At 51.2% G+C, this 26,263-nt stretch carries 31 protein-coding genes; 21 read left to right on the top strand and 10 right to left on the bottom strand.

Annotated elements, in window-relative coordinates:
• The first annotated feature begins 10 nt into the window (after positions 1 to 10).
• The 14 genes from fabG (at position 11) to nhaC (ending at position 13,136) form a co-directional block, all read left to right on the top strand.
• The gene (gene fabG, locus JW499_RS02410) at positions 11 to 754 is read left to right on the top strand and encodes a 3-oxoacyl-ACP reductase FabG (RefSeq protein WP_205209081.1); all 744 of its coding nucleotides are present in this window, start codon (positions 11 to 13) and stop codon (positions 752 to 754) included.
• 160 nt (positions 755 to 914) lie between these two features.
• Entirely contained in the window at positions 915 to 1,148 is a 234-nt protein-coding gene (acpP, locus tag JW499_RS02405) for an acyl carrier protein (RefSeq protein WP_091358884.1), read from the top strand.
• A gap of 88 nt (positions 1,149 to 1,236) precedes the next feature.
• The gene (gene fabF, locus JW499_RS02400; protein ID WP_205209080.1) at positions 1,237 to 2,475 is read left to right on the top strand and encodes a beta-ketoacyl-ACP synthase II; all 1,239 of its coding nucleotides are present in this window, start codon (positions 1,237 to 1,239) and stop codon (positions 2,473 to 2,475) included.
• Between the two features lie 36 nt (positions 2,476 to 2,511).
• Positions 2,512 to 3,369, top strand: a complete 858-nt coding sequence (gene pabC, locus JW499_RS02395; protein ID WP_205209079.1) for an aminodeoxychorismate lyase — start codon at positions 2,512 to 2,514, stop codon at positions 3,367 to 3,369.
• Positions 3,369 to 4,400: an endolytic transglycosylase MltG gene (mltG, locus tag JW499_RS02390; RefSeq protein ID WP_332874405.1), complete on the top strand. Its 1,032-nt coding sequence runs from the start codon at positions 3,369 to 3,371 to the stop codon at positions 4,398 to 4,400. Before pabC ends, mltG begins: the two co-directional genes overlap by 1 nt.
• Before the next feature lie 40 nt (positions 4,401 to 4,440).
• Positions 4,441 to 5,079, top strand: coding sequence for a dTMP kinase (tmk, locus tag JW499_RS02385; RefSeq protein WP_205209078.1), 639 nt, complete (start codon positions 4,441 to 4,443; stop codon positions 5,077 to 5,079).
• Positions 5,072 to 6,091, top strand: a complete 1,020-nt coding sequence (locus JW499_RS02380; RefSeq protein ID WP_205209077.1) for a DNA polymerase III subunit delta' — start codon at positions 5,072 to 5,074, stop codon at positions 6,089 to 6,091. The genes tmk and JW499_RS02380 overlap by 8 nt, the downstream gene beginning before the upstream one ends.
• 95 nt (positions 6,092 to 6,186) lie before the next feature.
• The gene (locus tag JW499_RS02375; protein ID WP_205209076.1) at positions 6,187 to 6,537 is read left to right on the top strand and encodes a PilZ domain-containing protein; all 351 of its coding nucleotides are present in this window, start codon (positions 6,187 to 6,189) and stop codon (positions 6,535 to 6,537) included.
• 15 nt (positions 6,538 to 6,552) lie between these two features.
• Entirely contained in the window at positions 6,553 to 7,335 is a 783-nt protein-coding gene (locus JW499_RS02370) for a TatD family hydrolase (RefSeq protein ID WP_205209075.1), read from the top strand.
• Between the two features lie 2 nt (positions 7,336 to 7,337).
• A complete protein-coding gene (locus JW499_RS02365) occupies positions 7,338 to 8,246 on the top strand; it encodes a radical SAM protein (RefSeq protein WP_205209074.1) in 909 nt (302 codons plus the stop codon).
• Between the two features lie 78 nt (positions 8,247 to 8,324).
• Positions 8,325 to 9,527, top strand: a complete 1,203-nt coding sequence (locus JW499_RS02360) for an MFS transporter (RefSeq protein ID WP_205209073.1) — start codon at positions 8,325 to 8,327, stop codon at positions 9,525 to 9,527.
• Between the two features lie 201 nt (positions 9,528 to 9,728).
• The gene (locus JW499_RS02355; RefSeq protein ID WP_091358902.1) at positions 9,729 to 10,829 is read left to right on the top strand and encodes a malate dehydrogenase; all 1,101 of its coding nucleotides are present in this window, start codon (positions 9,729 to 9,731) and stop codon (positions 10,827 to 10,829) included.
• 69 nt (positions 10,830 to 10,898) lie between these two features.
• Positions 10,899 to 11,321, top strand: coding sequence for a secondary thiamine-phosphate synthase enzyme YjbQ (locus JW499_RS02350; RefSeq protein ID WP_232846179.1), 423 nt, complete (start codon positions 10,899 to 10,901; stop codon positions 11,319 to 11,321).
• A gap of 303 nt (positions 11,322 to 11,624) precedes the next feature.
• On the top strand, positions 11,625 to 13,136 hold the full coding sequence (nhaC, locus tag JW499_RS02345; protein ID WP_205209072.1) for a Na+/H+ antiporter NhaC: 1,512 nt from the start codon (positions 11,625 to 11,627) through the stop codon (positions 13,134 to 13,136).
• Positions 13,137 to 13,230: 94 nt separating this feature from the next.
• Here nhaC and JW499_RS02340 read toward each other — a convergent pair whose 3' ends face one another.
• The 8 genes from JW499_RS02340 to JW499_RS02305 all read right to left on the bottom strand — a co-directional run bounded on the left by JW499_RS02340 (position 13,231) and on the right by JW499_RS02305 (position 17,720).
• A complete protein-coding gene (locus JW499_RS02340; RefSeq protein WP_091358908.1) occupies positions 13,231 to 13,785 on the bottom strand; it encodes a chemotaxis protein CheW in 555 nt (184 codons plus the stop codon).
• A gap of 11 nt (positions 13,786 to 13,796) precedes the next feature.
• Positions 13,797 to 14,573: a hydroxypyruvate isomerase family protein gene (locus tag JW499_RS02335; protein WP_205209071.1), complete on the bottom strand. Its 777-nt coding sequence runs from the start codon at positions 14,571 to 14,573 to the stop codon at positions 13,797 to 13,799.
• A 41-nt stretch (positions 14,574 to 14,614) separates the two neighbouring features.
• Positions 14,615 to 15,535: an NAD(P)-dependent oxidoreductase gene (locus tag JW499_RS02330; RefSeq protein ID WP_205209070.1), complete on the bottom strand. Its 921-nt coding sequence runs from the start codon at positions 15,533 to 15,535 to the stop codon at positions 14,615 to 14,617.
• A gap of 13 nt (positions 15,536 to 15,548) precedes the next feature.
• A complete protein-coding gene (locus tag JW499_RS02325; RefSeq protein ID WP_205209069.1) occupies positions 15,549 to 15,884 on the bottom strand; it encodes a TusE/DsrC/DsvC family sulfur relay protein in 336 nt (111 codons plus the stop codon).
• On the bottom strand, positions 15,884 to 16,177 hold the full coding sequence (gene tusB / locus JW499_RS02320) for a sulfurtransferase complex subunit TusB (RefSeq protein WP_205209068.1): 294 nt from the start codon (positions 16,175 to 16,177) through the stop codon (positions 15,884 to 15,886). The genes JW499_RS02325 and tusB overlap by 1 nt, the downstream gene beginning before the upstream one ends.
• Before the next feature lie 2 nt (positions 16,178 to 16,179).
• Entirely contained in the window at positions 16,180 to 16,548 is a 369-nt protein-coding gene (tusC, locus tag JW499_RS02315; protein WP_205209067.1) for a sulfurtransferase complex subunit TusC, read from the bottom strand.
• Positions 16,549 to 16,550: 2 nt separating this feature from the next.
• A complete protein-coding gene (gene tusD / locus JW499_RS02310) occupies positions 16,551 to 16,943 on the bottom strand; it encodes a sulfurtransferase complex subunit TusD (RefSeq protein ID WP_205209066.1) in 393 nt (130 codons plus the stop codon).
• Positions 16,944 to 17,039: 96 nt separating this feature from the next.
• Positions 17,040 to 17,720, bottom strand: coding sequence for a Bax inhibitor-1/YccA family protein (locus JW499_RS02305; protein ID WP_205209065.1), 681 nt, complete (start codon positions 17,718 to 17,720; stop codon positions 17,040 to 17,042).
• Between the two features lie 199 nt (positions 17,721 to 17,919).
• Here JW499_RS02305 and JW499_RS02300 point away from each other — a divergent pair, with 199 nt between their 5' ends.
• The 3 genes from JW499_RS02300 to JW499_RS02290 all read left to right on the top strand — a co-directional run bounded on the left by JW499_RS02300 (position 17,920) and on the right by JW499_RS02290 (position 20,891).
• Complete coding sequence (locus tag JW499_RS02300) at positions 17,920 to 18,705, top strand: pseudouridine synthase (RefSeq protein WP_205209064.1); 786 nt, start codon at positions 17,920 to 17,922, stop codon at positions 18,703 to 18,705.
• Between the two features lie 182 nt (positions 18,706 to 18,887).
• Positions 18,888 to 19,646 carry a 5'-methylthioadenosine/S-adenosylhomocysteine nucleosidase gene (mtnN, locus tag JW499_RS02295; RefSeq protein ID WP_205209063.1) on the top strand — a complete coding sequence of 253 codons (759 nt, stop codon included), beginning with the start codon at positions 18,888 to 18,890 and terminating at the stop codon, positions 19,644 to 19,646.
• A gap of 63 nt (positions 19,647 to 19,709) precedes the next feature.
• Positions 19,710 to 20,891, top strand: a complete 1,182-nt coding sequence (locus JW499_RS02290) for a pyridoxal-phosphate-dependent aminotransferase family protein (RefSeq protein ID WP_205209062.1) — start codon at positions 19,710 to 19,712, stop codon at positions 20,889 to 20,891.
• Positions 20,892 to 20,959: 68 nt separating this feature from the next.
• Here the strand turns inward: JW499_RS02290 and JW499_RS02285 are convergent, their stop codons facing one another.
• Positions 20,960 to 21,496: a TlpA family protein disulfide reductase gene (locus tag JW499_RS02285; RefSeq protein ID WP_205209061.1), complete on the bottom strand. Its 537-nt coding sequence runs from the start codon at positions 21,494 to 21,496 to the stop codon at positions 20,960 to 20,962.
• A gap of 98 nt (positions 21,497 to 21,594) precedes the next feature.
• On the opposite strand from JW499_RS02285, the gene JW499_RS02280 reads away from it, so the two are divergent.
• Both JW499_RS02280 and JW499_RS02275 read left to right on the top strand, forming a co-directional pair.
• Positions 21,595 to 22,458: an NAD(P)-dependent oxidoreductase gene (locus JW499_RS02280; protein ID WP_091358931.1), complete on the top strand. Its 864-nt coding sequence runs from the start codon at positions 21,595 to 21,597 to the stop codon at positions 22,456 to 22,458.
• Between the two features lie 200 nt (positions 22,459 to 22,658).
• The gene (locus tag JW499_RS02275; protein ID WP_205209060.1) at positions 22,659 to 22,802 is read left to right on the top strand and encodes a hypothetical protein; all 144 of its coding nucleotides are present in this window, start codon (positions 22,659 to 22,661) and stop codon (positions 22,800 to 22,802) included.
• An 88-nt stretch (positions 22,803 to 22,890) separates the two neighbouring features.
• Here JW499_RS02275 and JW499_RS02270 read toward each other — a convergent pair whose 3' ends face one another.
• Complete coding sequence (locus tag JW499_RS02270) at positions 22,891 to 23,853, bottom strand: DUF1853 family protein (RefSeq protein WP_205209059.1); 963 nt, start codon at positions 23,851 to 23,853, stop codon at positions 22,891 to 22,893.
• Between the two features lie 83 nt (positions 23,854 to 23,936).
• Here JW499_RS02270 and JW499_RS02265 point away from each other — a divergent pair, with 83 nt between their 5' ends.
• On the top strand, positions 23,937 to 24,257 hold the full coding sequence (locus JW499_RS02265) for an excinuclease ABC subunit C (protein WP_091358934.1): 321 nt from the start codon (positions 23,937 to 23,939) through the stop codon (positions 24,255 to 24,257).
• Positions 24,258 to 24,282: 25 nt separating this feature from the next.
• Entirely contained in the window at positions 24,283 to 26,244 is a 1,962-nt protein-coding gene (uvrC, locus tag JW499_RS02260) for an excinuclease ABC subunit UvrC (protein ID WP_205209058.1), read from the top strand.
• The last annotated feature ends 19 nt before the right edge of the window (positions 26,245 to 26,263 follow it).

The raw sequence follows: 26,263 nt of genomic DNA, 5'->3' as shown, positions 1-26,263 counted from the left end.
GAAACAGAATATGAGTATCGAAGGCAAAGTGGCTCTGGTTACCGGTGCTACTCGGGGAATCGGTAAAGCGATTGCGCTGGAGCTGGGGCGTCAGGGTGTGGTTGTTGTGGGTACTGCGACCAGTGAAAATGGTGCCACTTCTATTGCGGCATACCTGAAAGAAGCGGGCGTTTCCGGAACCGGATTATGTCTTGATGTAGGTTCGAACGAGTCGGTTGATGAGGTTCTGAAGGCAGTACAGGATCAGTTTGGATCTGTAACGATCATCGTCAATAATGCAGGCATTACCCGGGATAACATCATGCTTCGCATGAAAGAAGATGAGTGGGATTCAGTCTTGAATACCAATCTGAAATCCGTTTATCGGGTGGTGAAAGGTTGTTTGCGTGGCATGACAAAAGCGCGCTGGGGGCGCATCATCAATGTATCATCGGTGGTTGCTTCAATGGGTAATGCCGGACAGGCAAACTATGCTGCTGCTAAGTCTGGGATGGAGGGCTTCAGTCGGGCGCTGGCACGTGAGGTGGCTTCCCGGAATATTACGGTCAACTGTGTAGCACCCGGGTTTATCGATACTGATATGACCAGTGGTCTGCCAGAGGAACATAAAGAAACGCTGCAAAAACAGATCCCAATGGGGCGTTTAGGGCAGCCTGAAGAGATTGCTGCTGTTGTTGGTTTTTTAGCCAGTGATGCCGGCGGATATGTCACCGGAGACACGATTCATGTCAATGGTGGGATGTATATGTCGTAAAGATTTCCCCTAGGGAATTGTTTTTTTTGCAAAAGTGTTGATAATGAGCCGCAGCTCACTGGAGAAATATCGCCGTCAGGCTTGATCCATAGCGGCGGATTCTAATAAAATCCCTGTTCACATCTTCGGGTGTGGATGTCGATAAATAATAGGAAGAGTTATGAGCAACATCGAAGAGCGCGTAAAGAAAATCATTGCTGAACAGCTGGGTGTTAAAGAGGAAGAGGTGACCACCGAAGCTTCTTTTGTTGAAGACCTGGGTGCCGACTCTCTGGACACTGTAGAGCTGGTTATGGCTCTGGAAGAGGAATTTGAAACTGAAATTCCTGATGAAGAGGCAGAGAAAATCACGACTGTTAAACTGGCAATCGATTACATCAACGCACATCAGTAATCGACTCAACCAGATTACCGAGAAGCCGCAACTATAGTGATATAGTGCGGCTTTTCTTTTGTTCGCCCGGTAAAGCAGGAGGATTTTGATGTCTCGCAGAAGAGTCGTTGTTACGGGTATGGGGATGCTGACCCCGGTAGGTAACACTGTCCAGGAGACATGGGCCAATATTCTTAACGGCAAAAGTGGTGCAGCTGAAATCACCCACTTTGACCCTACGCCGTTTGGCACCCGTTTTTCCGCCTCTGTTAAAGAGCTGGATCTCAGTGGCTATATGAGCCCGAAAGATGCACGGAAGATGGATCTGTTTATTCAGTACGGTATGGTGGCAGCAATTCAGGCTGTTGAAGATTCCGGACTGGAAGTCACTGAAGAAAATGCTCCCCGTATCGGTGTTGCAATTGGTTCAGGTATTGGTGGCTTGCCGATGATTGAGGCGACCCACGATACACTTAACAACAGTGGCCCGCGTCGCATTTCGCCGTTTTTTGTACCCGGTAGCATCATCAATATGATCGCCGGCAATCTGGCCATTAAATATGGCTTTAAAGGCCCGAACATTGCCATTACTACGGCGTGTACGACCGGTACTCACAATATTGGTTTTGCTGCGCGAATGATTCAGAACAGCGATGCGGATGTGATGATTGCTGGCGGTGCCGAGATGGCAACAACTCCGCTGGGGGTTGGCGGCTTCTCTGCTGCCAGAGCATTGTCAACCCGTAATGATGATCCGCAGGCTGCCAGTCGTCCCTGGGACCGGGACCGTGATGGTTTTGTTCTGGGGGATGGTGCTGGTGTGGTTGTGCTGGAGGAGTATGAGGCTGCTAAAGCCCGTGGTGCAACCATCTATGCCGAACTGGTTGGTTTTGGTATGAGTGATGATGCCTATCATATGACTTCGCCTCCTGAGGATGGAGCGGGTGCAGCGATGTCGATGGCTAATGCGATCAAAGATGCGGGGATTAACCCCGATCAGGTTAATTACATTAACGCCCATGGTACATCGACCCCTGCTGGGGATATTGCTGAGTCGAATGCTGCTAAGCTGGTGCTGGGCAGTGCTGCTGAAACCGTGCGTATGAGCTCAACCAAGTCGATGATTGGTCATCTGCTTGGGGCGGCTGGTGCGGTTGAGGCGATCTTCTCCGTGTTGGCTATCCGTGATCAGGTGGCTCCACCCACGATCAATCTGGATAACCCGTCTGAAGGTTGTGACCTGAACTATGTCCCTCACACCGCTCAGGAAGCAGCCATAGACGCTGCGGTATCCAACTCTTTCGGTTTCGGTGGTACCAACGGTACCCTGGTATTCCGTAAGATCTGAGTTTACGGGCGTGCCTGGTGCGCGCCCGTTCTCCCTATGAGATCCTATATCCTGATAAATGGTCAGTCAGAGCAGTCAATCCCGGTAACTGACCGGGGGCTTGCTTATGGTCACGGCCTTTTTGAAACCATTACTCTGAACGGTTCTCAGCCGGTTGTCTGGCAGGCGCATCTTGATCGGCTGTGCAAGGGCGCTGACCGCCTTGGCATTCCTCTGCCGGCGAATATTCAGTCGTTGCTTGAAGCGGATCTGGCAAAGCTGCTGCAACTGCAGCCAGCCTCTGGCTCCCGTCAGGTGCTGAAAATAACCATCACCCGGGGATGCGGGGGGCGTGGATATGCGGTCGATGACAGGGTTCCAATCAACCGGATTGTGCAGCTGAATCCCTTTCCTGATTATCCAGAACAGCCCTCTGTAAAGGGGGTTTCTGTCAGGCTGTGTCAGACTCGCCTGGCGTTATCGCCGCTGTTGGCTGGCATTAAGCACCTTAACCGTCTTGAGCAGGTGCTGGCGCGGGCAGAGTGGAATGATAGCCGAATCCGCGAAGGTATCGTGCTGGACAGTGAGGGGTTTCTGGTAGAAGGAACCATGAGTAATCTGTTCTGGGCACAAGGAGGGGGGCTTTATACTCCGCAACTTGATCGTTGTGGTGTCGCGGGTATTATCCGCCAAACTATTCTCACGCTTGCTGAACAGATAGGGGTAACGGTATGTGAAGGGCTGTATGCTGCAGATACCCTGGTTGCTGCCGATGAGGTTTTTGTCTGCAACAGTGTTATTGCTATCTGGCCAGTCACCCGGCTTATCACTGATCAGGGCCGCTCTCCTGAGTGGCCGGTTGGGCCGCTAACCCGTCTGTTGCAGTCCCGGTTGGTCGCTGAAGGAATTTATTAGTGCGTAAAGTTGTTGTCTCTTTTGTTATTACTCTGATGGTTGTTGTCGCGCTTGCTTATTCTGGCTGGCGATCACTGCAGAGTTATCTGGATACACCGCTGACCCTGTCCCAGTCGCGGACCATTCTGGTTGAGCCGGGAAGTAGCTTTAAACGTGTTGCGGGGCAACTGGCCGCTGAAGGGGTGATGGAGAAACCTGACTGGTTTGCTTTTTTTGTTCGCCTGAAAAAAGTGGGGCATCTTCTTAAAGCGGGTGAGTATGAGCTGGTTCCTGGTACAACTCCCAGAACGCTGCTGGTGCAACTGGTTTCCGGTAAAATTATTACGTATAACTTTACGATCATAGAAGGCTCTACTTTCAAGCAGTTACGTGAACAACTTAGAGAAAATAAACAGGTAAAAAACACCCAGGATAATCTCAGTGATAGCGATTTAATGGCTTCACTGGGGCTTGAGGGACAGCATCCGGAGGGGATGTTCCTGGCTGATACCTATCAGTTCCATCGTGGAATGAGCGATGTAGACCTGCTTAAGCGAGCCCATGCTCTGCTACAGGCTGAGTTGGATACAGCCTGGCAGGAGCGGGCTAAAGAGCTGCCTTACAAGTCGGCTTATGAGGCTCTGATTATGGCCTCTATCGTTGAAAAAGAGACGGCACTGAGCAGCGAGAGACCCACTATCGCCGGTGTTTTTGTTCAGCGTTTGCAAAAAGGGATGAAACTGCAGACCGATCCCACTGTGATTTACGGTATGGGAGATCGTTATACAGGCAATATCCGTCGTGCGGATCTGCGCCGTCCCACCCCTTATAACACTTACACTATTGCTGGGTTACCGCCGACACCGATAGCGATGGTCGGGCGGGAAGCGATCCGGGCAGCCCTGCATCCCGATCAGGGTAAGTGGCTATACTTTGTGGCAAAGGGTGATGGCAGTCATCAGTTTTCAGCGACCCTGGAAGCGCACAACCGGGCGGTTAAGCAGTATCAGCTAAAGCGTCGCAGTGATTACCGTTCGAGTCCGGATCAGTAACGCCGGGTACGATTAAGTTTGATTAGATGAGTTGGATAGTATGAGTTCAAGCCGTTTCATTACACTGGAAGGTACCGAAGGGGTTGGCAAATCAACTAATCTGAGGTTCATTGAATCTGTATTGCAACAGCATCAGATCCGTTATCAGTTAACCCGTGAGCCTGGCGGAACGCCGCTGGCGGAGCAGATGCGCGAACTGCTACTGGCTAATCGGGATGAAGTGGTTGCTGACGATGCGGAGTTACTGCTGGTGTTTGCCGCGCGAGCGCAACACCTTGAAAGGGTGATACGGCCAACTCTTGCCGAGGGACGATGGGTGTTGTGTGACCGTTTTACCGATGCCACTTTTGCCTATCAGGGCGGTGGGCGCGGGCTCAGCACAGCGATGATTGGTCAGCTTGAGGCGATGGTGCAGCGGGGGTTGCAGCCTGATCTGACGATTCTGCTGGATCTGCCGGTAGAGGTTGGCCTGGCCCGGGCCAGTCAGCGGGGAGCACTGGATCGGTTTGAAAATGAGCGCATCACTTTTTTCGAGCGGGTGCGCAACGCCTATCTTGAGCGGGCAGTTGCCGACCCGGAACGCTTTGCTGTGATCGATGCTTCAGGCACACTGGAGCAGGTGCAGCACCAGATCAGGGGAGTGCTGGAACAGTATCTTCAGGAGCAGACAGGTGAGTGATTCAATCTGGGAAGACCGACCGGTAGTATTGCCCTGGCTGAAACCGCGCTGGGAATATCTGCACGAGCTGAAAGCGCAGAACCGTTTTCCTCATGCGTTGCTGATCAACGGGCCTGAGGGGATTGGTAAGGCCTGTTTTGCGCTGGCGCTGGCTAACTATGTTCTCTGTCGTAATCCTCAGGGGAGTGTTGCCTGCGGCCGTTGTCGCAGTTGCGAGCTGACCAGTAGTGGTGGCCATCCGGATCTCTACCTGCTCAGGCCCGAAGAATCAGGAAAGCCGATCAAAATTGATCAGATCCGGGAATTGACAGACTTTATCTACTCAACCGCACAGCAGGGTGGCTATCGGGTGGTGATCATCGATCCCGCCGACAGTATGAATGTTAATGCGGCCAACGCCCTGTTAAAAATGCTGGAAGAACCGGGTTCTAACACCCTGTTAATGCTTTTGACGCATCGCCTGGGGCAGATGCTGCCGACGATCAAGAGCCGTTGTCAGCGGGTTGATATGCCGCCGGCCGACAACTCAATGGCCATTCAGTGGGTGGCTACTCAGCTTGAAGTCGATGCTGCGGAAGCCGCGCAGCTGTTAGTTATCGCCCATAATTCGCCCCTGCAGGCGCTGGCGTATAAGCAGGATGATCTTCTGGGGTTGCGGGCTAAGGTACTTAAAGGGCTGGCGGATATTCTCAAGAGTCGCAGCAGTGCGGTGGAGGTGGCGCAGTCGCTTTATAAAGAGGATCTGGAGCTGGTGCTTGGCTGGATCTACAGCTGGGTTGTAGATATTGCCCGCTCAGCAGAAAATCAGGCCGACCCCGAACTGTTGCGACATACCGATGCTAAAAATATGTTACTGGCGCTGGCCCGTAAGGTCAGCAGTAAGAAACTCTATCAATTTTCTGATCAGGTACAGGCCGCACGTAAGGATCTGATGTTCAGGCGCAATCCAAACAAGCAGTTGTTGATGGAGAAGCTGTTAAGTGACTGGTATGCTCTTCCAAGAGCTAACTAACTGACCTGACAGGATATACAGCAGCACAAAGCAATAGTAATATATAGACAGTCTGAGTTTAGGATGAAATAAGTACTAGGGAGGCTATACGGCCTATGTCAGTTGTACCCCGCATGAGTCATGGGATTCTCTCCCTGGCAATTGAGACCAAGGAAGATCTCTATAAATCATATATGCCATTTATCAAAAATGGCGGGTTATTCATTCCTACTACCCGTACCTATCAGTTGGGCGAAGAAGTTTTCATGCTGCTGAGTCTGATCGATGAGGACGATAAGATCCCGGTCACCGGTAAAGTTATCTGGGTTACTCCCCGGGCAGCTCAGGGCGGGCGAGTCCCGGGTATCGGCATTCAGCTCTCACAGGATGACGCGACGCTGATCTCCAAGATCGAAACCTATATTGCGACACTGATGAATTCGGGTAGACGTACCAATACAATGTAATTCAGAGTTACCCTCATGTTTGTAGATTCTCACTGTCATCTCGACAGGCTGGACCTGTCTGTCCGGAATAATCAGCTTCAATCCGTTATTGATGCCGCCACCGAGAAAAACGTTTCCCGGATGCTGTGTGTTGCTATCGATATGCAGACCCTTCCAGAGATGCTTGAAAAGGTTAATCGCTTCGATAATGTTTATGCGTCGGCGGGGGTTCATCCACTTCACGTATCTGATGGTGTGCCGGATGTTGCTACTTTGCTTGGTTATGCTGCGGAGCCGAAAGTGATCGCCCTGGGTGAAACTGGCCTGGATTACTATTACCAGAAAGATACCGTAGCGCAGCAGAGGGAAAGTTTTGTTAACCATCTGCAAGCGTCAGCGCAGTCGCGCTTGCCCGTGATCGTGCACACCCGCGATGCCCGCGACGATACCATTAGCATGCTGCGTCAGCATGTTGATACGACTGTTGGCGGCGTGTTGCACTGCTTTACCGAAAACTGGGAGATGGCACGGCAGGCGATGGATCTGAACTTTATGATCTCGTTTTCCGGGATCATTACCTTCCGTAACGCCGCTGAGTTGCGGGAGGTTGTCCGACAGGTGCCGATGGAAAATCTGTTAATCGAAACGGACTCTCCCTACCTGGCGCCAGTGCCCTATCGTGGTAAACCGAATGAGCCTCAATATGTCGTTGAAGTGGCACAGTGTGTTGCGGATATTAAAGGTCTTCGGATAGAAGAGGTGGCCGAGATCACCAGCAACAACTTCGACCGTCTGTTCAGTAAAGCGGTCAGTGGCTGACGATGAGCTGGCCTCCAGTCGCCCCTCCCGTCAGCTATATCGAGCCGGTGTTCCGGCCTCCCAGTGAAGCCAGCTCCCTTATTCTCCAGGTCACCAATGGTTGCAGCTGGAATCGCTGTACCTTCTGCGAGATGTATATCGATCCGCAGAAAAAATTTAAGCCTAAAAGTGAAGATCGGCTGCTCGGGGAGATCATCCGTTGCGGCCAGCAACTGCCTGGTGTGAGGCGTGTTTTTCTCGGGGATGGTGATCCAATGGTGCTGTCATTCCGCCGTCTGAAAACTATCCTGGAAGCTATCCGCACCTATATGCCCTCTGTGACACGGGTTTCAACCTACGCACTGCCTGCCAACCTCAAACATAAAACCGTTGAGGAGCTTCAGGTGCTGCGTGAGCTGGGTCTGAAACTGATCTACGTGGGGGCTGAAAGTGGAGATGATGAGGTTCTGCGCTGTATTGATAAAGGTGAATCCTTTGCAACCACACGGGATGGTTTGCTCAAAGCCAAGCAGGCAGGGATTAAAACCTCGGTTATGCTGATTAATGGCCTGGGTGGGGAGCGAATGAGTGAGCAGCATGCGCTGGCCTCTGCGCAACTGGTTAATGCGGTTCAGCCGGATTACCTGGCGACACTGGTGCTGTTTTCCCGTCGTGGTAATCAACGGATTGCTGTGGGCTATGATGGTGACTTTACCCCGTTAACTCAGCGCCAGCTGTTTCAGGAGATGGAGTTGTTTCTGTCAAATCTGACGCTGGAGAAGACTATTTTTCGCAGTGATCACGCGTCAAACTTTCTGGTCTTAAAGGGTGTGCTAAACCGCGATCTTGATGCACTATTAAGACAGTTACGCGCCGCGATAGAAACACCTGACAGGGTATCTCTGCGGCAGGATTATCAGCGCGGACTATAAGCGCGCTTTTACCCTGCAGATGGTCCACGCCCGCTGATACAAACATCAAATTAATAGCGCCAGGAAGATCGCAGGCCTATGCAAACTGAAGCCAGAGGTTCGTCACTGAGGCAGATTCCCAGCGGTATCTGGATACTCGGCTGCGTCAGTCTGTTAATGGATGTTTCATCCGAAATGATCCATAGCCTGTTGCCGATGTTTATGGTGACAACATTGGGGGCCAGCGCGTTTGCCATCGGCATGATCGAAGGCCTGGCGGAATCCACGGCTCTGATCGTTAAAATTTTCTCCGGCTCCCTGAGTGATTATCTGGGCAAACGAAAAGGGTTAGCGGTACTCGGCTATGGTCTGGGGGCGCTCTCCAAACCTTTGTTTGCGCTGGCTCCGGGAATAGGTATATTGCTGTCGGCTCGCCTGCTGGATCGGCTTGGTAAGGGTATTCGTGGCGCGCCACGGGATGCTCTGGTTGCCGATATATCGCCTGCTCATCTTCGGGGTGCTGCCTTTGGCTTGCGTCAGTCCCTTGATACGGTTGGGGCCTTTCTTGGGCCGTTGCTGGGGGTGGGCCTCATGCTGTTGTGGGCCAATGACTTCCGGGCGGTGTTCTGGGTTGCAACCATTCCGGCTTTTGCTGCCGTGGGGCTGCTGATTTTTGGCTTACATGAACCAGCCCCCACCGATATAAAACCGCGCCGCAATCCGATCCGCCGGGGCAGTCTCCAACGACTCAGTCAGTCCTACTGGTGGGTGGTGGGTATTGGCGGGCTATTTACTCTGGCCCGGTTCAGTGAGGCGTTTCTGGTATTGCGGGCGTTGCAGGCGGATATCCCTGTAGCATTCGTACCTCTGGTGATGGTGGTTATGAGTCTGGTTTATTCACTGTCAGCGTATCCGTTTGGCAAGTTATCTGACCGGATCAGTCATACCTGGTTGCTGGCCATTGGGTTGCTGATGCTGATTGCTGCCGACCTGGTGTTGGCGAGTGGTGGGCACTGGGTAGTTGTGTTGCTGGGGGTGTCACTCTGGGGACTGCATATGGGGATCACCCAGGGGCTACTTTCCACCATGATTGCCGATACCGCACATGCCGAACTGCGCGGCACTGCCTTTGGTATTTTCAATCTGGTTGGCGGCGTTGCGATGTTACTGGCCAGTGTCATCGCCGGATTGCTCTGGGACCATTACGGCGCATCGGTAACATTTTATGCCGGGGCGGGGTTTTGTGTCGTAACGCTTATTTGCCTGACCGGGAATTCGGCCCGGCTGAAAGAGCAACACTGAAGCGTTGGTCTTTGCTTCCTCAAAAGTGACTCTTTAGTGTCGTTTTCTGGCAGTCTGGCAGCAAATCTTTGCGGTATTCTAACCATATATCCATCTGTTATAAATAATCCTCATTGGGTAGTAGTTACATCCGAAACCCATTGATTTATACTTTTGTATAAGAGTTAGCTCTCATAAGTATATAACAAAAGGTAATAAGCCATGAGAAGACCCGTACGGATTGCTGTTACTGGTGCGGCAGGTGCAATCAGTTACAACCTGTTGTTCAAAATTGCTGCAGGTGAGATGATGGGCCGCGATCAGCCGGTTATTCTGCAACTGATCGAGATTCCTGATGCCATGGAGGCGCTTCGTGGTGTGGCGATGGAGCTGGAAGATTGCGCTTATCCATTACTGCATACCATAACCCTTCACGATAATGTCGAAGAGGGTTTCAGCAATTGCCACTATGCACTGTTGGTGGGTGCCCGTCCCCGGGGACCCGGTATGGAGCGTAGCGATCTGCTGGAAGTCAACGCAGAGATTTTTGCCCGTCAGGGTAAGGCGCTGAATGATTTTGCCAACCGTGACGTAAAGGTTCTGATCACCGGTAACCCGGCGAACACTAACGCATTGATTGCCAGCCGTAACGCGCCCAAGCTCAGCCCCTCGCAGTTTACCTGTCTGACACGCCTGGACCATAACCGCGCTAAAGGTATGCTGGCCAGCCAGTGTGGCGTTACCGCCCGTGATATTCAGAATATCATTATCTGGGGTAACCACTCTCCGACTCAGTACCCGGATCTGCATCATGCAACTGTCTTTGGTGAGCCTGCTATGGGGCAGATCGATACCTCCTGGTATCGCAATGAGTTTATTCCCCGTGTGCAGGAGCGGGGTAGCGAGATCATCAAGGCACGTGGATTATCCAGTGCTGCATCGGCTGCGCAGGCAATTGTTGATCAGATGCATAACTGGACTCAGGGGACTGATCCCGGCGAAATCGTCAGCATGGGAATACTGAGTGATGGTAGTTACGGCATTGAAAAAGGGGTTTTCTTCTCCTTCCCGGTGCGTTGTAACTATGGTCGTTATCAGATTGTTCATGGACTTGAGATCAGTGATTTCAGCCGTAAGAAACTCACCGCCACCGAGCTTGAGTTACTGGAAGAAAAAGCGGTCGTTGAACACCTGCTGCCAAAAGAGACTGAAGAGTCCCACATGAACCTGACTATCTGTCTGAAATCGGGTGTTACGCTATATGCCGATGGCACAGGACCGAGCCAGGAAAGTAAGTTCATGAGCAATAACCGGGTACTTTGATCTGCTGGGGTAAGCAAGATTCAAAGCGACTTTAGGGCCCTGTCGGAATTACTCTGACGGGGCTTTTTTATGATGGATATTTCACGAATGGTCGAGATAATCAGGATAGAAACCCAGGGCCAGGGGTTATATGAATTTACCGATCGGCTGAAGCAGCAACTGAACAGTAGTGGGGTTCAGGAGGGGCTGTGTACTCTGCTGATTCAACATACCAGTGCCAGTCTGACGATTCAGGAAAACGCTGATCCCAGTGCGCAACAGGATCTGGAAAACTGGTTGAACCGGCTGGTGCCTGAAGGCGATCCGCTCTACACCCATCTGTTTGAGGGGCGTGATGATATGCCTGCTCATATCAAAGCAGCGCTCACCGCAACTACCTTATCGATTCCGGTAAGTGAGGGGCGTTTGCTGCTCGGAACCTGGCAGGGAGTGTATTGCTGGGAGCATCGTCATGGTCGGCAGATCAGATCTGTTGCGGTACATATCGGTTAGCCATCTGTCAGCTCTGATGTCATTCTGGTTACCACGCTTTCAACCGAAGCGAGTATTATTTTTGTCTATTTTCCTACAAATAGTCTGTATCTCTCAATAAAAGCTTATATATAGTCATAAATGTAAATGAATATAGGTTTTTAGCGCCATATCCTAGTCTAATTGTCTAATAATTAAACAGGTCGGGCTAACAAAAATAATATTCAGATTTGATCAACAGAAAAGCCTCATAAACACCAGTCTAAAAGACTCTTAGCCTGATTGGTGGAGTGTTGTGATATCTGCCAGAAGAGAGATACGCTCATGAATGATCATCTGCAAGTTTCTGACGTGAAAAAGCCGGGGCTTAGATTAGCTCTGATTCCCGTTGTTCTGACTCTCATGGTGCTGGGTATACAGCTGTTCTATTTTGGTGATTTTACCCCTCATATTCCACTGGCCATCGGTTTAGCGATAACCGGTTTGGTAGGCATCAGGCTGGGGCTTAAATGGAAAGATATTGAAGAGGGCGTTTTCCATGTTATTCATGTCTCGCTGCCTTCGGTTTCGGTGCTGATCTGCGTGGGTATGATTATCGGCGTCTGGATCGCCAGTGGTACGGTGCCAACACTGATCTATTATGGCCTGACGCTGCTGTCTCCACAGATATTCCTGGCGGCTGCCATGGTGCTTTGCTCAGTAGTATCCCTCTCCCTCGGCACCTCCTGGGGAACAGTTGGAACTGTGGGGCTCGCACTGATGGGGATTGGTGCGGGTTTTGATATCCCGGTCTACTGGACCGCAGGTGCTGTCGTTTCCGGAGCCTTTTTCGGCGATAAAGTTTCGCCTCTGTCAGACACCACTAATCTGGCACCGGCTGTTACCGGCACTGATGTCTTTTCACATATCAAAAACATGATGCCGACCACTATACCCTCAATGCTGATCGCTTTTACCATTTATTTGGTTGCAGGTTTTACCCTGATCGATGGCGAGAGCGCATCCTTTGAAAAGATCAATGCGATCACTGCTGCACTGGATGCAAACTTTACCATCTCGGCCTGGTTGTTGCTGCCAGCACTGCTGGTTATTGTGCTGGCGGTTAAGCGTATGCCACCGATTCCATCGCTGTTTGCCGGTGTTCTGGCGGGCGCTGTCGCTGCGATGATCACTCAGGGGGCGGGTATTCATCAGTTGCTGACCTTTGCCAATAGTGGTTACTCAATTGATACCGGTATCAGTACCATCGATAGCCTGTTGAACCGTGGCGGTATCCAGTCAATGATGTGGACCATCTCGCTGGTGCTGATCGCACTGGGGTTCGGTGGTGCGCTTGAGAAAACCGGTTGTCTGGAAGCGATTATTGCAGCCATTATGACTAAGGTTAAAGGGTTTAAAGGTGTTCAGACCGCCGCTGTCTGCACCTCTATATCGACCAACCTTGTTGCCGGAGACCCCTACCTGTCAATTGCTCTGCCGGGTCGTATGTATGCGCCGATCTACCGGGGTATGGGCTATTCAACCCTGAACCTTTCCCGGGCGATTGAGGAAGGTGGCACGCTTATTTCGCCGCTGATTCCATGGAATGCCGGTGGTGCGTTTGTGATTAGTGCGCTGGGGCTGGGCATTGCTGATGGTCATGTCGAAAACCTGCTGTATATCCCGCTGGCATTTGCTTGCTGGGTATCGCCTGTTATCGGTCTGATCTACGCTCAGACAGGCTTGTTTTCACCTAAAGCGACTGATGCAGAGCGCCTTATGTGGGAGCATCAGGGGGAGATTATTGCGACTGAAATGGTCGAGGATAGTTTTGTTGAAAGGGAAGTGACAGTATAAGTCTGGACGATCATCGTACTGTTGAAACCCCGGAATATCCGGGGTTTTTTATGCGTGCACTCTTTCCAGTTTATCTGTGAAAGTGGTGATTGTGCTACTGTTCCTGCTCTGGCTGAACAGCCTTAAAGCCTGCCAGCATGCGGTCAAGATCCAACAGAATGATTAACTGTTCTTCCCGATAACAGACTCCCTGGACAAACTGGCGCTGACTGTCTTCACGCAATACTCCGGGCGCTCGCTCGGTTTCACTTTCGGGGAGGTTGAGAACCTCATCCACGCCATCGACCAGAATCCCGAGCACTTCCTGATCTTCAAACTCAACCACCACGATGCGGGTGTTATGGTCGATCTCTTTGTCTTCAAGCTTAAACAGTGTACGTGAGTTAATCACAGTGACGACGCTACCGCGCAGATTGATGATGCCGAGAATGCCCGCAGGAGCGCCTGGAACCGGCGTTATATCGGTGAAGCGCAATACCTCTTTAACCTGCATAACATCGATGGCATAAAGTTCATCGGCTATCGAAAAGGTTGCCCATTTGCGATAAGCCTCCTGAGTTTCACCATTCTTCTTATGCTGCTCATAAACATTGTTGCTGAGCTCTGCCTGGATCTGCTGTAGTTGTTTAGCTGCGTCTTCAAGACCCATAGATTACTCTCTTATGCTATCTGTTCTAGCCAGCCAAGACTTTCAGTCGTGCTGACAGAGGGATTATATTCAAGACTTGTTACACCAGAGTATCCCATATCATCCAGAGCTTTAAAAATATTGCTGAAATTTAGTTCACCAGTTTGGGGTTCATGCCTTCCGGGAACATCAGCAAACTGAATATGGCCGATTCTATGCAGGTTTTTGCGCAGTGTCTGAATCAGGTTTCCCTCCATTATCTGCATATGATAGATATCGTATTGCAGTTTGATATTGGCATGGCCAACAACCTCAAAAAGCGCAAATGCCTGACGGCTGTTGTTGAGGAAGAACCCGGGGATATCCTGAGTGTTGATCGCTTCAGTGAGCAGCTGAATTCCGGCCTTGTCGCACTCTTCAGCACAGAAGCGGAGGTTAGCGATAAAGGTTTTTTCAGCCAAATTATAGTCACAATTTTCAGGAACTATACCAGATAATATATTGATATTACGGCACTTTAATTTTTCTGAATACTCAATGGCAAGCGCTACACCCTGACGAAACTCGGCCACTCTGTCTGGATGACATGCGATGCCCCGATCACCGGCAAGCCAGTCGCCAGCGGGGGCATTAAGCAGGATGAGTTGCTGTTTATGTTGCTGTAACAGATCAAGAATATGAGGGGCGGGTAGTTCATAGGGGAATTGAATTTCGACCTTGCTGAATCCTTCTGCCGCCGCAGCGGCGAAGCGCTCAGTCAGGGGGACCTCAGTGAAAAGCATACTCAGGTTAACGGCAAAATCGGGCATGATATATCTTCCTGCTAAGCGTTCGGGCGATTGGGTCCGGGTCAGGTGTGATCAGTTGAATCGTAGGGTGAGGTCGTAGGCTTATTATTCAGTGTGCGGTTGCCGTTGAGCCTCTCAAGCTGCAATAGTAAGCCGCTGTGATCGACCTCCTCAAGACCGTTGTTAACCAGATCCTGATATTGTTCAAAGGTCTGTTGTACCAGCGGCAGACTTAGCGCTTCCGCTTGGGCAGTATCGAGAATAGTGCGCAGATCCTTCAGCTGCACCCGGGAGGTTGCGCCGGGATTAAACTCCCGGTCTATCATTCGCTGACCATGTAGTTCAAGAATCCGGCTGCTGGCAAAGCCGCCCAGCAGGGCTTCACGCACAGCGGCGGGATCGGCTCCCCCCTGTGCCGCTAACAGCAGAGCTTCGGCAACCGCCCCGATGGTAATACCAACAATCGCCTGGTTGGCGCATTTGGCCAGTTGGCCCGAGCCTGCAGGGCCGATATAGGTCACTTTGCCCAGGGCTGTAAACAGGGTGTGGCAGTGATCGAAAACTGTTTTCTCGCCACCCACCATAATGGCAAGGGAGGCTTGTTGTGCGCCTACGGTACCGCCCGATACCGGGGCATCCAGATAGTTGACGCCGATATGTTTTAAACGGGCAAAGTGCTGTTTGGCAAGCTCCGGGGGGATAGAGCTCATATCGATGACCGTACTGCCGCGTTTAAAACTGGCAGGGTGCCCGGTATTAAACAGCACCTGATCGACGATCGGGCCATTTTCCAGCATGGTAATGGTAATATCCGCATCAGCGATCGCCTGAGCGGCCGTGTCCGCAACCTCCGCACCATAGCTGATCAGGGCTTCAGCCTTGCTGCGGGTGCGATTCCAGAGCGTCAGTTTATAACCCGAATTGAGCAGATTGATAGCCATTGGCCGGCCCATCAGGCCTGTTCCGAGAAACGCTATTTTCATCGACAGGGTTCCGTTATAAGCAGTTAGTTGGTTTTGGTAAACCGGCTATCTTGCTGGCAAGTTTTGCCGGACTTCCCGGAAAGAGAGACATCAGATAGATACTTTTGCCTTTATCGCTGCCCAGTTTTGCAGCTACCGCTTTGATCAGAGGTCGCATGGCGGGTGACATCTCATAGGTTTGATAAAAGTCACGCAACAGATGCAGAATCTCCCAATGGGCGTCAGTTAGCTCAATCCCTTCCTGTTGAGCCAACTGCATAGCAGCCTCTTTGCTCCAGTCTTCCAGATTGCGCAGGTAGCCTTCGTTGTCGATGGCGATGGCCTGACCGTTTACATCGAGATTTTCCATCAGAACCAGCTCACTACTTTACCATAACGACAACTCAGCTCGACAAAGCCGTCATAGTCAATAGGGAGAAACTCCTGATTGAGCTGTTTCAGGCCCCGGGCGTCGGCATCATGCTCCAGCAGGTAGCATTGCACCGAGCCTGGCAGGCGGGTGAAAAGTTCGGCATAACCCTGTAGCGCCGCATAAACGCCGTTCTCAATCAGCAGCAGGGCATCGCCCTCGCTCACGGCTGACAGGCTATCGCTGAGGGCGCTGCTCTCCGATGGGGTTTTGTTAATCAGGTGTAGTGTCATAATCAGAAGCTCAGAACCTGGTCCTGTTGTTTGATCAGAGCGGCGATACCGTTCTGATCCAGCAGGGTAATATTTAATCGAATATCAGCAGGACGGATGCCCCGTTGTTCCAGTGCCTGGCGACAAACATAGAGTCTGTCAATATCGTACATCTCCAGCATTGCAAGGTTTGCAGAGAGGTTTTTCTGACCAATCTCAGAGGCGATGTGTTCAGGCAATAGTTGTAATACGCCATCACCCATAAACAGCAGGCTCAGGGGTTGTTCAAAGACTGAGATTGTCAGCGCGACATCCAGGGCATCCCGGGCGGCGCTGCTGCCATAGGGGGCCTTACGATTGATAATCAGAAATGATTTTTTAGCCTCACTCATTATCAGGCTCCAAAGGTGACGACACGGTCGGAGAGGATACCCGCTTCAGCCAGCTGGCCCAGTCCTGAGAGAGTAAAACCGGAACTGAGATTATGGCCGCTCTTTTCATAGCGTCGGGCCTCATTTTCATCGAGAACCCCACGCCGGACTGCGGCTGCGATACAGACCACCAGGTCCAGTTCATGCTCGCGGGCCAGCGCCGCCCATTCGGCCGGGATATTGATTTCGTCCTGCGGCGGGGCAGCCAGCGCTGAACCACTGTGAACGCCATCAGCGTAAAAAAACACCCGATGTATCCTGTGTCCGAGTTTTAAAATGCTTCTGCAAAACTGCAAAGCGCTGGCTGACGCCTGGGAGCTATAGGGAGCCCCGGTAACAACGATTGAAAAAATCATAATAGTGATGTCTGTAAACTAAAAAGCCCTGCAATCTTATCAGGATTGCAGGGCTTTGTGTGTTGTTTTCAGCAGGTGAAAACTAAACAGAAACGCTTAGTCGTCACTCAGAAAGCCTACCAGTTGCAGCAGGTGGATGAACAGGTTGAAGATGCTTGTGTACAGGCTGACCGTGGCCATAATGTAGTTGGTATAGGTGCCATTCACTATGTTGCTGGTGTCATAGACAATGAAACCGGACATCAGCAGTACAACCGCAGCGGAAAACGCCAGGTTAAGCGCAGGGATGTGGATGCCGAAGAATGGCAGGGCGATCAGCACTACCATGGATACCAGCAGAACCATTAAGCCTGCAGCCAGGAAACCACCCATAAAACTGAAGTCTTTCTTGCAGGTGAGGACATAGGCTGACAGACCCAGGAAGGTCGCTGCAGTCATCCCCATCGCAGTCATGACGATCTGGCCGCCATTGTTCATGGCAAGATAGGCATTCAGGATCGGACCCAGGGCAAAGCCAAACAGGCCGGTGAATACAAACACCAACGGCAGTGCCGCTGCACTATTCTGTTTTTTAGCGATAACAAAGGTGAGGATCATACCCACGATCATCGCCCCCAAAGCTAAGATCATCGGCGGATTAATGACCATAGAGATACCGGCGGTCATCGCGCTGAATACCAGAGTCATGGCAAGCAGCAGGTAGGTGTTTCTTATCACCTTATTGGTTGCCAGAACCGACTGTTCTGAACGGACGGTCATTGTATCGATATTACGCATTTTATCCCTCTGAATATTAAGGCTTTAGGTGCCGTTTAAAGTTATAGGATACTCTATATATATAGGTTTTTTTCGGTATTTCAACCATACAGGTATTACGTGTTAATAGGTATGACTGGATCATATTATATAGGTTCATAGGCAATCAGATGATTTATTGTTAAGCTGCGCGCCTTGATCAGATCAGGTAAGTATCACGATGTATCCCATCCATATTCTTTTTGAAGATGAACACTTTTTCGCTATCGATAAGCCCGCCGGATTGCTGGTACACCCCAGTCCTATCGAGCGCCGTGCCCCCAATGCGGTTGCGCTGATTCGCGAACAGCTGGGGGTTAAAGCCTTTACGGTGCACCGTCTCGACCGGCCGACCTCCGGTGTGCTGATCTTTGCTAAATACTCAGAGGCTGCCAATAAACTCAATCTCTGTTTTGCTGAGCGCCGGGTGCAGAAAACCTATCTGTGCGTCTGCCGGGGGTATACAGAAGAGCAGGGGGTGATCGATTATCCGCTGAAAGAGATTATTGATAAGGTGGCTGACAAAATGGCAAATCCGAATAAGCCGGCAAAAGACGCCGTAAGCCACTATCGTCGTCTGGCCACTGTGGAACTGCCTATTCCTGTCAGCAAATACCCTGCAGCGCGTTATTCGCTGGTTGAAGTTAAACCGGAAACCGGACGCAAACACCAGATTCGTCGCCATCTGAAACATATATTTCACCCTCTGGTGGGGGATACGCAGCACGGCGATGGCAAACATAATGCGCTGTTTCGTCACCATTTTGGTCTGGATCGGTTGTTGCTGATGGCCACCAGGCTGGAGTTTGTTCACCCTTTTACTGATGAGAATATTGAGATCAATGCGCCGGTGTCGCCCTGGGTGGATCAGCTCTTTACACAGTTTGGCTGGCAGGGGCACTATCCGGCAACAGCCAATTCCAGCCAGGAGGCCGGCGTCCCTGAAAGTGAACCCCGTTTTTCGTAGCTGAACGGTATCCTGAAGCTGTGCGAATCGGCGCTGTGTCGTTCAGTGGCAGCAAGACTCGAATAATACTGATGGTTTTATTGTCTTTTTCTGCTTTTTGACTATTGTCCACCGGTTTAATTTGCGTATCCTTAACCCTTAAAAATACGCACTTTTACACTAGCCGTGATGGAATCACCTGAATGACCAACAACACCTCCTTTGCTGAGCGTCTGCACGCTCAGTCTGATCAGCTTAAAATCGGTATTATCGGCGCGATGGACGAAGAGGTCGAACTACTGAAACAAACACTGGAGGGACGTCAGGAGCATACGATTGCCGGCTATAGCCTCTACACCGGCACTATGCACGGTATCCAGGTAGTCCTGCTCAAGTCTGGAATTGGCAAGGTCAATGCTGCGATCGGCACAACGCTGATGCTGCAGGAGTTTCAACCCACCTGTGTGATCAATACCGGGTCTGCCGGCGGTTTTACCTCTGAGCTGGATGTGGGTGATGTAGTGATCTCAACTGAAGTCCGTCACCATGATGTGGATGTTACCGTGTTTGGCTACGAACATGGTCAGGTTCCCGGATTGCCCGCCGCCTTTATTCCCGATAATTTTCTGGCTGATGTTGCCCAGCGCTGTATCTCCCGCATGGCTGACATTAAAACCGTAAGAGGGCTGATTGCTACCGGCGATTCATTTATGAACTGCCCTGAGCGGGTCGCCAAAACCCGCGAGCATTTTCCGACCATGAAGGCGGTTGAGATGGAAGCCGCAGCGATTGCACAAACCTGTTATCAGTTTGATGTTCCCTTTATTGTGATTCGGGCGTTGTCGGATATCGCCGGTAAAGAGTCTAACCTGTCGTTTGATCAGTTTCTGGTGGTTGCTGCGAAGCACTCGGCGGAGATGGTTATGGCGATTGTTCAGACCATTGCGGATGAAGCAGCCTGATCGTTCCGCTGGAATAACAGGTAAACAGACACTCAGTACAGTAATTACAAAAGGCAACGGACTATGACCACCTCTTTCTATCCCCCCCAACGAACGCTGATGGGGCCCGGCCCCTCTGATGTACATCCGCGGGTTCTGGCGGCACTTTCCCGGCCAACCATCGGCCATCTCGATCCTGAGTTTATTCGCATGATGGACGAGGTAAAGCAGATGTTGCAGTACGCTTTCAAAACCGAAAGCCCGCTGACAATGCCGATCTCAGCGCCAGGGTCTGCCGGTATGGAGGCCTGCTTTGTAAACCTGGTCGAACCGGGTGATAAGGTGATCGTCTGTCAGAATGGAGTGTTTGGCGGGCGGATGAAAGAGAATGTTGAGCGCTTTGGCGGCACAGCGATTATGGTTGAGGATGACTGGGGTAAGCCGGTGGATCCAGCCAAAGTGGAAGCCGCTTTTGCAGCCCATGACGATGTTAAAATTCTGGCTTTTGTCCATGCAGAGACCTCTACCGGCGTTCTGTCTGATGCGAAAACACTGTGTCAGATCGCACAGCATCATGGTGCACTGACGATTGTCGATACGGTGACATCGCTGGGCGGCAGTGAGCTGGATGTTGATGGCTGGGGCGTCGATGCGGTCTATTCCGGAACGCAGAAATGTCTCTCCTGCCCGCCGGGGATCTCCCCCATCAGCTTTAATCAGCGTGCTATTGAAGTGATTGAAAAGCGTCAGACTAAAACCCCCAGCTGGTTCCTGGATCAGAAGCTGGTGATGGGCTATTGGGGTGGCGGTGCGAAGCGAGCGTACCACCACACGGCTCCGGTTAATGCGCTGTACGCTTTTCATGAGTCGCTGGTGATGCTGGAAGAAGAGGGGCTTGAGAATGCCTGGGCACGTCACCGTCATCATCATAATGCGTTGCGTGATGGTCTGGAAGCGATGGGAATAGGATTCCTTGTAGAAGAGCCTTACCGCCTGCCACAACTTAACTCAGTCTTTGTTCCTGAAGGGATTGACGAAGCGGAAGTGCGTAGCCGTCTGTTAGCCGATTACAGTCTGGAAATAGGCGCAGGACTGGGGGCTCTCGCTGGCAAGGTATGGCGTATCGGTCTGATGGGGGCTGCGTGTAACAAGAAGAACGTGCTGCTCTGTCTGAGTGCGCTGGAAAGTACCTTGTCGGCTATGGGGGCAGATATCCCTGCAGGCAAGGCGATTGCGGCAGCACAAGCGGTCTATAACGCGCAATGATTTAAAAGCAGAAGTCCGATGTCTGAACGCTGCGCTTGTCCGTGATCCGAAACTGCGGTAAAGCTGTTTTAGTGTTCGGTCATCAGACTGCTCATCAGTTGGCGTACCGCTTTAATATTTTCCGGGTGATCCCACTCCCGCGCTCCGCTAATGGTTTCAATCTGCATGCCGCTGGCATCAAGCAGAAAGCTGGAAGGCATCCCCTCAATGCCCAGCTGTGTAAAGGCACTGCCTTTATCATCAAGATAGACCGGCAGGTCGAAATCGAAAGTTTGCTCCTCTAGAAAACTGTTAACCGTGGTGGCGGTCTGTCCCAGATTAATCAGCACAACTTTGAATTCACTGGGGTCAAATTGCTGCTGTAGTCGCTGTAATGAAGGCATCTCTTTAACGCAAGGGGGGCACCAGGTCGCCCAGAAGTTAACCAGTACCAGGCCGCCCTTATGCTGATTCAGATTGGCCGTATTACCCTCAAGATCGGTCACCCTGAGTTTGTCGTAAAATGATTCTGTGGCTGATACCGGCGCTGCCAGCGTGCACAGCAATAGCAAAATCGTGCCGCTGAAAAGGGTTGCTGGTCGCCGAGTATATTTGTCAGATTGCATCACATGACCCTGAAAATTAGAGGTGTTTCAATATATACCATTAGCATAGAATACCCTGATCATAGCAATAGTCAGCCCTTGGGTGGAGAGGAAAACGTATGAAAGTTGCATTTATCGGTCTGGGAGTGATGGGCTATCCGATGGCGGGTCATCTGGCCAATGCGGGTCATGATGTCACGGTCTACAACCGCACAGCGACGAAAGCTGAGCAGTGGTGTCAGCAGTATAAGGGCAACCGGGCAACCACTCCGGCTGAAGCGGCGCGCAATGCAGAGATTGTATTTACCTGTGTTGGCAACGATGACGACCTGCGTCAGGTGGTTGCAGGGCCTCAGGGGGTCTTCAGCAGCATGGCCCAGAATGCCATTCTGGTTGATCACACGACGGCATCTGCCGAAGTTGCCCGTGAACTGGCGGTTATCGCTGCCGATAAAGGGCTTCAGTTTCTCGATGCTCCGGTATCCGGTGGCCAGGCCGGGGCTGAAAACGGTGTTCTCAGTATCATGATTGGTGGCGAGCCCGCGGTGTATGAACGAGCGGCGGCGGTTATTGATTGCTATGCAAAATCTGCCAAATTACTCGGCCCGGCAGGCAGTGGTCAGCTGGCCAAGATGGTCAATCAGATCTGTATTGCGGGGCTGGTCCAGGGGCTGGCTGAAGGAGTTCATTTTGCAAAACAGGCTGGCCTTGATGCCGCCGCTGTGTTTGATGTTATTCAGCATGGAGCTGCAGGGTCATGGCAGATGGTTAATCGTCATCAGACCATGATTGATGATCAGTTTGATTTCGGTTTCGCCGTCGACTGGATGCGTAAAGACCTGAAAATAGCGCTGGATGAAGCACGCAGTAATGGTGCTCAGCTGCCGGTAACAGCACTGGTTGATCAGTTCTATTCAGAGGTGCAGAAGATGGGAGGCAATCGCTGGGATACCTCCAGTCTGGTGAAACGGCTCGATTCTTAATCTGTCCCGAAACCTGTGCGGGCAGGCGGTTTTCAAAACCAGGGCTGGATAATAGGCGTCTGCCTGAAATTTATTAATAGATCTTTTTGACTATTGTGCCTGAGGGAGGATGCTCTATAATCGCGCCCTATAACTAAAACAGATAAACCTGAAATTATACGTAATTAATGATTACGGTAATAACCCATGAGGACAGTTCTATGGCCGATAAATACACTATGATCTCTTTCGCACCCAGCATGGTAATTGTGGCTGCAATGGTTGTTGGAACCTTCGTTGCGATTCACTACCTGCGTAAATGCATTGCCAAAGACGCTGCTAAAGCCGCTCAGCGCGCTGAATAATAAGCCGTCTTTTGAAAAGAGCAGCTCCTGGCTGCTTTTTTTGTGCCTGCTGTTTTCTGTCGGGTGGGGGAAGTTGCGCAGAGCGGGGTCAGATCTGCAGGTTCCAGTTATCTGGCACAATAAAACCCCGGTCAGCTTCATGCCAGCGGCCCTCTTTAAACACCAGGCGGGCGATCAGCATCGGTGTGGTAATACTACGCTCAGTTATCTCTGCAAGCTCAGCACGCGACAGGGTTTCCTGAAAGCAGCAGCGGTCCAGGGCCAGCCAGCGGGGCTTCATCAGAACAATATACTGATAATGTTCCCCCAGAGCATCCGTTTCAGAAGCTCTGATCCACCAGCCTTTAAGATGATCCGGGTTGACCGGGGCAGGAGGGTTGTATGCCTGCCATTGGGCGAAGGGGTAAAACAGATAGCCCCGTAGTAAGAGTGAGTGTCGGTCAGGCAGCAGCCCCAGCGCCATCGCCTGAGTTTTTCCGGCATCGGTTTTCGACAGTTGCAGCTGATGTTCGGTGAGCCGTTGCCATTTACGATCCAGTCGGTCGGAGCGGTTAGGGCCGATGAAGTCCCTCAGATGGCAGTGGTTTACATCAGTGGTTGTGCACAAATAAAACTTTACTGCGGCTTCAATATGCACGTTGATGCTGTTCTGCAAAGCCATCAGGAAGTCATATTCACCGACGGTGGCTTTCTCTCTTGATACTTGTATATTGTATTTAAGTTCAATGGGTTGAATAAAAGTTTTTATGTAAAATCTCACCAGGTCTTCGAAATAATAGCCGAGCCTGAACTGTGCCTGTTGGCGCAACTCATCTATCAGTGGCTGAGGGTTTTGATCCAGTCTGGCAAGGTGTGAATCGATCTCTGGGATATTGAAAAGCCAGTCGGAAGACTCGTTGTCTGGAGGAGTCATCAGTGAAGGGCTGTAGATCAGCCAGTGCAGATCGCGGATCACTTCCTGCTGATACACTGAGCCTGACTCAAGGATGGCGGATTCCGAAATGGAACCCTTCGCTGAGTGACCGATGTTATGGCTGCTATTTCTGCCCATAAATCATATATTCACATTGATGTGAAAAGCTCATAAAGTGATACGATACCAATAACTTTACTCTACTTTTATCAGGATGTCTTATGGCAGCAAATACACGTACACGCGCGAATCAACAGCAACTTCTGCCTAATGAAAAAGATCGTCACCCACTGATGAGTGATTCTGACATCAACACCATTATGCTGAATGGCGCTAAAATCTCGCTCTCTAAGTTAAAGCGTGCACGCAGCTTCGATGCCAGGCTCTATTATTATGCTGAGATCAGCGTCTACCTTGAAGTTAGCTTGTCCCGTGGGGCGGGTATCGCCGATGGTACCCGTAAACAGCTGGAAAAAATTCATACAGAGGCAACCCATTACCATATGGATGCCAATAAGTTATTGAATATCCTTGAGGAATAGAAGGGCGCACAGTTAGAATACACGGATGAATGAGATTCCTGATAATCACACTAATCGCCCCGATCTGAACCGTGCAGAGCCTGATGACAGCACTTCTGACAGCGCCGCTGTTGATGTTGGTGATTCCCTGGCCGAACTGAATAAGCAGGATCAGCAGGGTGGTAGCTCATCCTTTGACAGTAAAAGTTTTCTTTCCCGGCTGACCCGCAGGCCGGGTATCTATCAGATGTACAACAGCAGCGGCGAAATACTCTATGTTGGCAAGGCCAAAAACCTGAAAAACAGAGTCAGCAGCTATTTCCGTTCCACTGGACTCAACATTAAGACTCAGGCGCTGGTCAGCCGTATTGCCGATATACAGGTAACGGTTACCAACAGTGAGACCGAAGCGCTGTTGCTGGAACAGAATCTGATCAAAACCAACCGTCCTCCCTATAACATTCTGCTGCGTGATGATAAATCTTACCCCTATATCTTCGTGTCTACCGAGCAGCAGTATCCGGCTGTCCGCTTTCACCGGGGGGCAAAGCGACAAAAAGGACGCTATTTCGGTCCCTTTCCCAGCAGTGGTGCGGTGCGTGATAGCCTGGCGATTATGCAGAAGGTGTTTCGTATTCGTCAGTGTGAGGAAAGTTTCTTCAAAAACCGTTCCAGGCCCTGCCTGCAATACCAGATCAAACGCTGTAGCGGCCCCTGTGTAGGCATTCCAACGCCGGAGGCGTATCAGGCGGATATCCGCCATGCAATGATGTTTCTGGAGGGCAAAAACAATACCATCATGGATGAATTGGCAGAGCAGATGGACCAGGCCTCTCAGGCGCTCAATTTTGAAGACGCAGCCATTTATCGTGATCAGATCTCCAGTCTGCAGCAGGTGCAGGAGCAGCAGCATGTCAGCGGTCAGAGTGGTGATGCCGATGTGATTGGCTGCGCCCAGCAATCGGGCGCAGTCTGTATGCATATGCTGTTTGTTCGCGGGGGGCGGATTATCGGCAGTAAGGTCTATCATCCCAAATTCAGTATTGAAGAGACGCCAGAGGAGCTGCTGGCAGCGTTTATCGCTCAGTGGTATCTGGGAAGTGGCCGTGAGATCCCGCCGCTGCTGATCACTGCAGCCGAGGCGACTGATCGTGAGGTTCTTGAAGCGGCGCTGAGTGAGCGCAGTGGTCGTAAAGTCACGCTGGTGCACAAGGTTCGTGCAGATAAATCGGGCTGGCAAAAACTGGCACAAACAAATGCGGAGCAGAATCTGCAAAGCCATCTGGCCAGCAAGCAGAACATCTATAACCGCTACCTGGCGCTACAGGATGTACTACAACTGGATACTATTCCTCAAAGGATGGAGTGCTTTGATATCAGTCACAGCTCGGGGGAAGCTACAGTAGCATCCTGTGTGGTATTTGATCGCAATGGTCCGCTGAAGTCCGATTACCGACATTTCAATATCGAAGGTATTACCGGCGGTGATGATTATGCCGCTATGCATCAGGCGCTCACCCGGCGCTATACCCGGCTGAAAAAAGGCGAGGGCAAGCTGCCGGATATTCTGCTGATCGATGGTGGTAAAGGGCAGGTGACTCAGGCGGTTGAAGTGCTGGCGGAACTACAGATTGATGAGGTTCTGATTGTCGGGGTTGCCAAGGGGAGCGACAGGAAGGCCGGACTGGAAACCCTGATTATGGGCGATAGCGGTGCCGAAGTAGCCCTGCGTGCGGATTCACCGGCGCTGCATCTGATTCAGTATATCCGTGACGAAGCGCATCGTTTCGCTATCACGGGGCATCGGGCCAGAAGGGGTAAAGCGCGGCGAAAATCTTCCCTTGAGGGAATTCCCGGTGTCGGGCCTAAGCGGCGCCGGGAGCTGCTGAAACATTTTGGCAGTGTGCAGTCGATTGAAACCGCAAGTATTGAAGAAATTGGAAAAGTCTCTACTATAAGCCGCAAAATTGCCGAAGATATTTATGCTACCCTGCATCCTGATCCTTAATGGCGAAATATACTCCGCT

It is taken from the genome of Amphritea pacifica (genome assembly GCF_016924145.1).
Taxonomy (GTDB): Bacteria; Pseudomonadota; Gammaproteobacteria; order Pseudomonadales; family Balneatricaceae; genus Amphritea; species Amphritea pacifica.
This window is presented reverse-complemented; position numbering and strand designations above follow the sequence as displayed.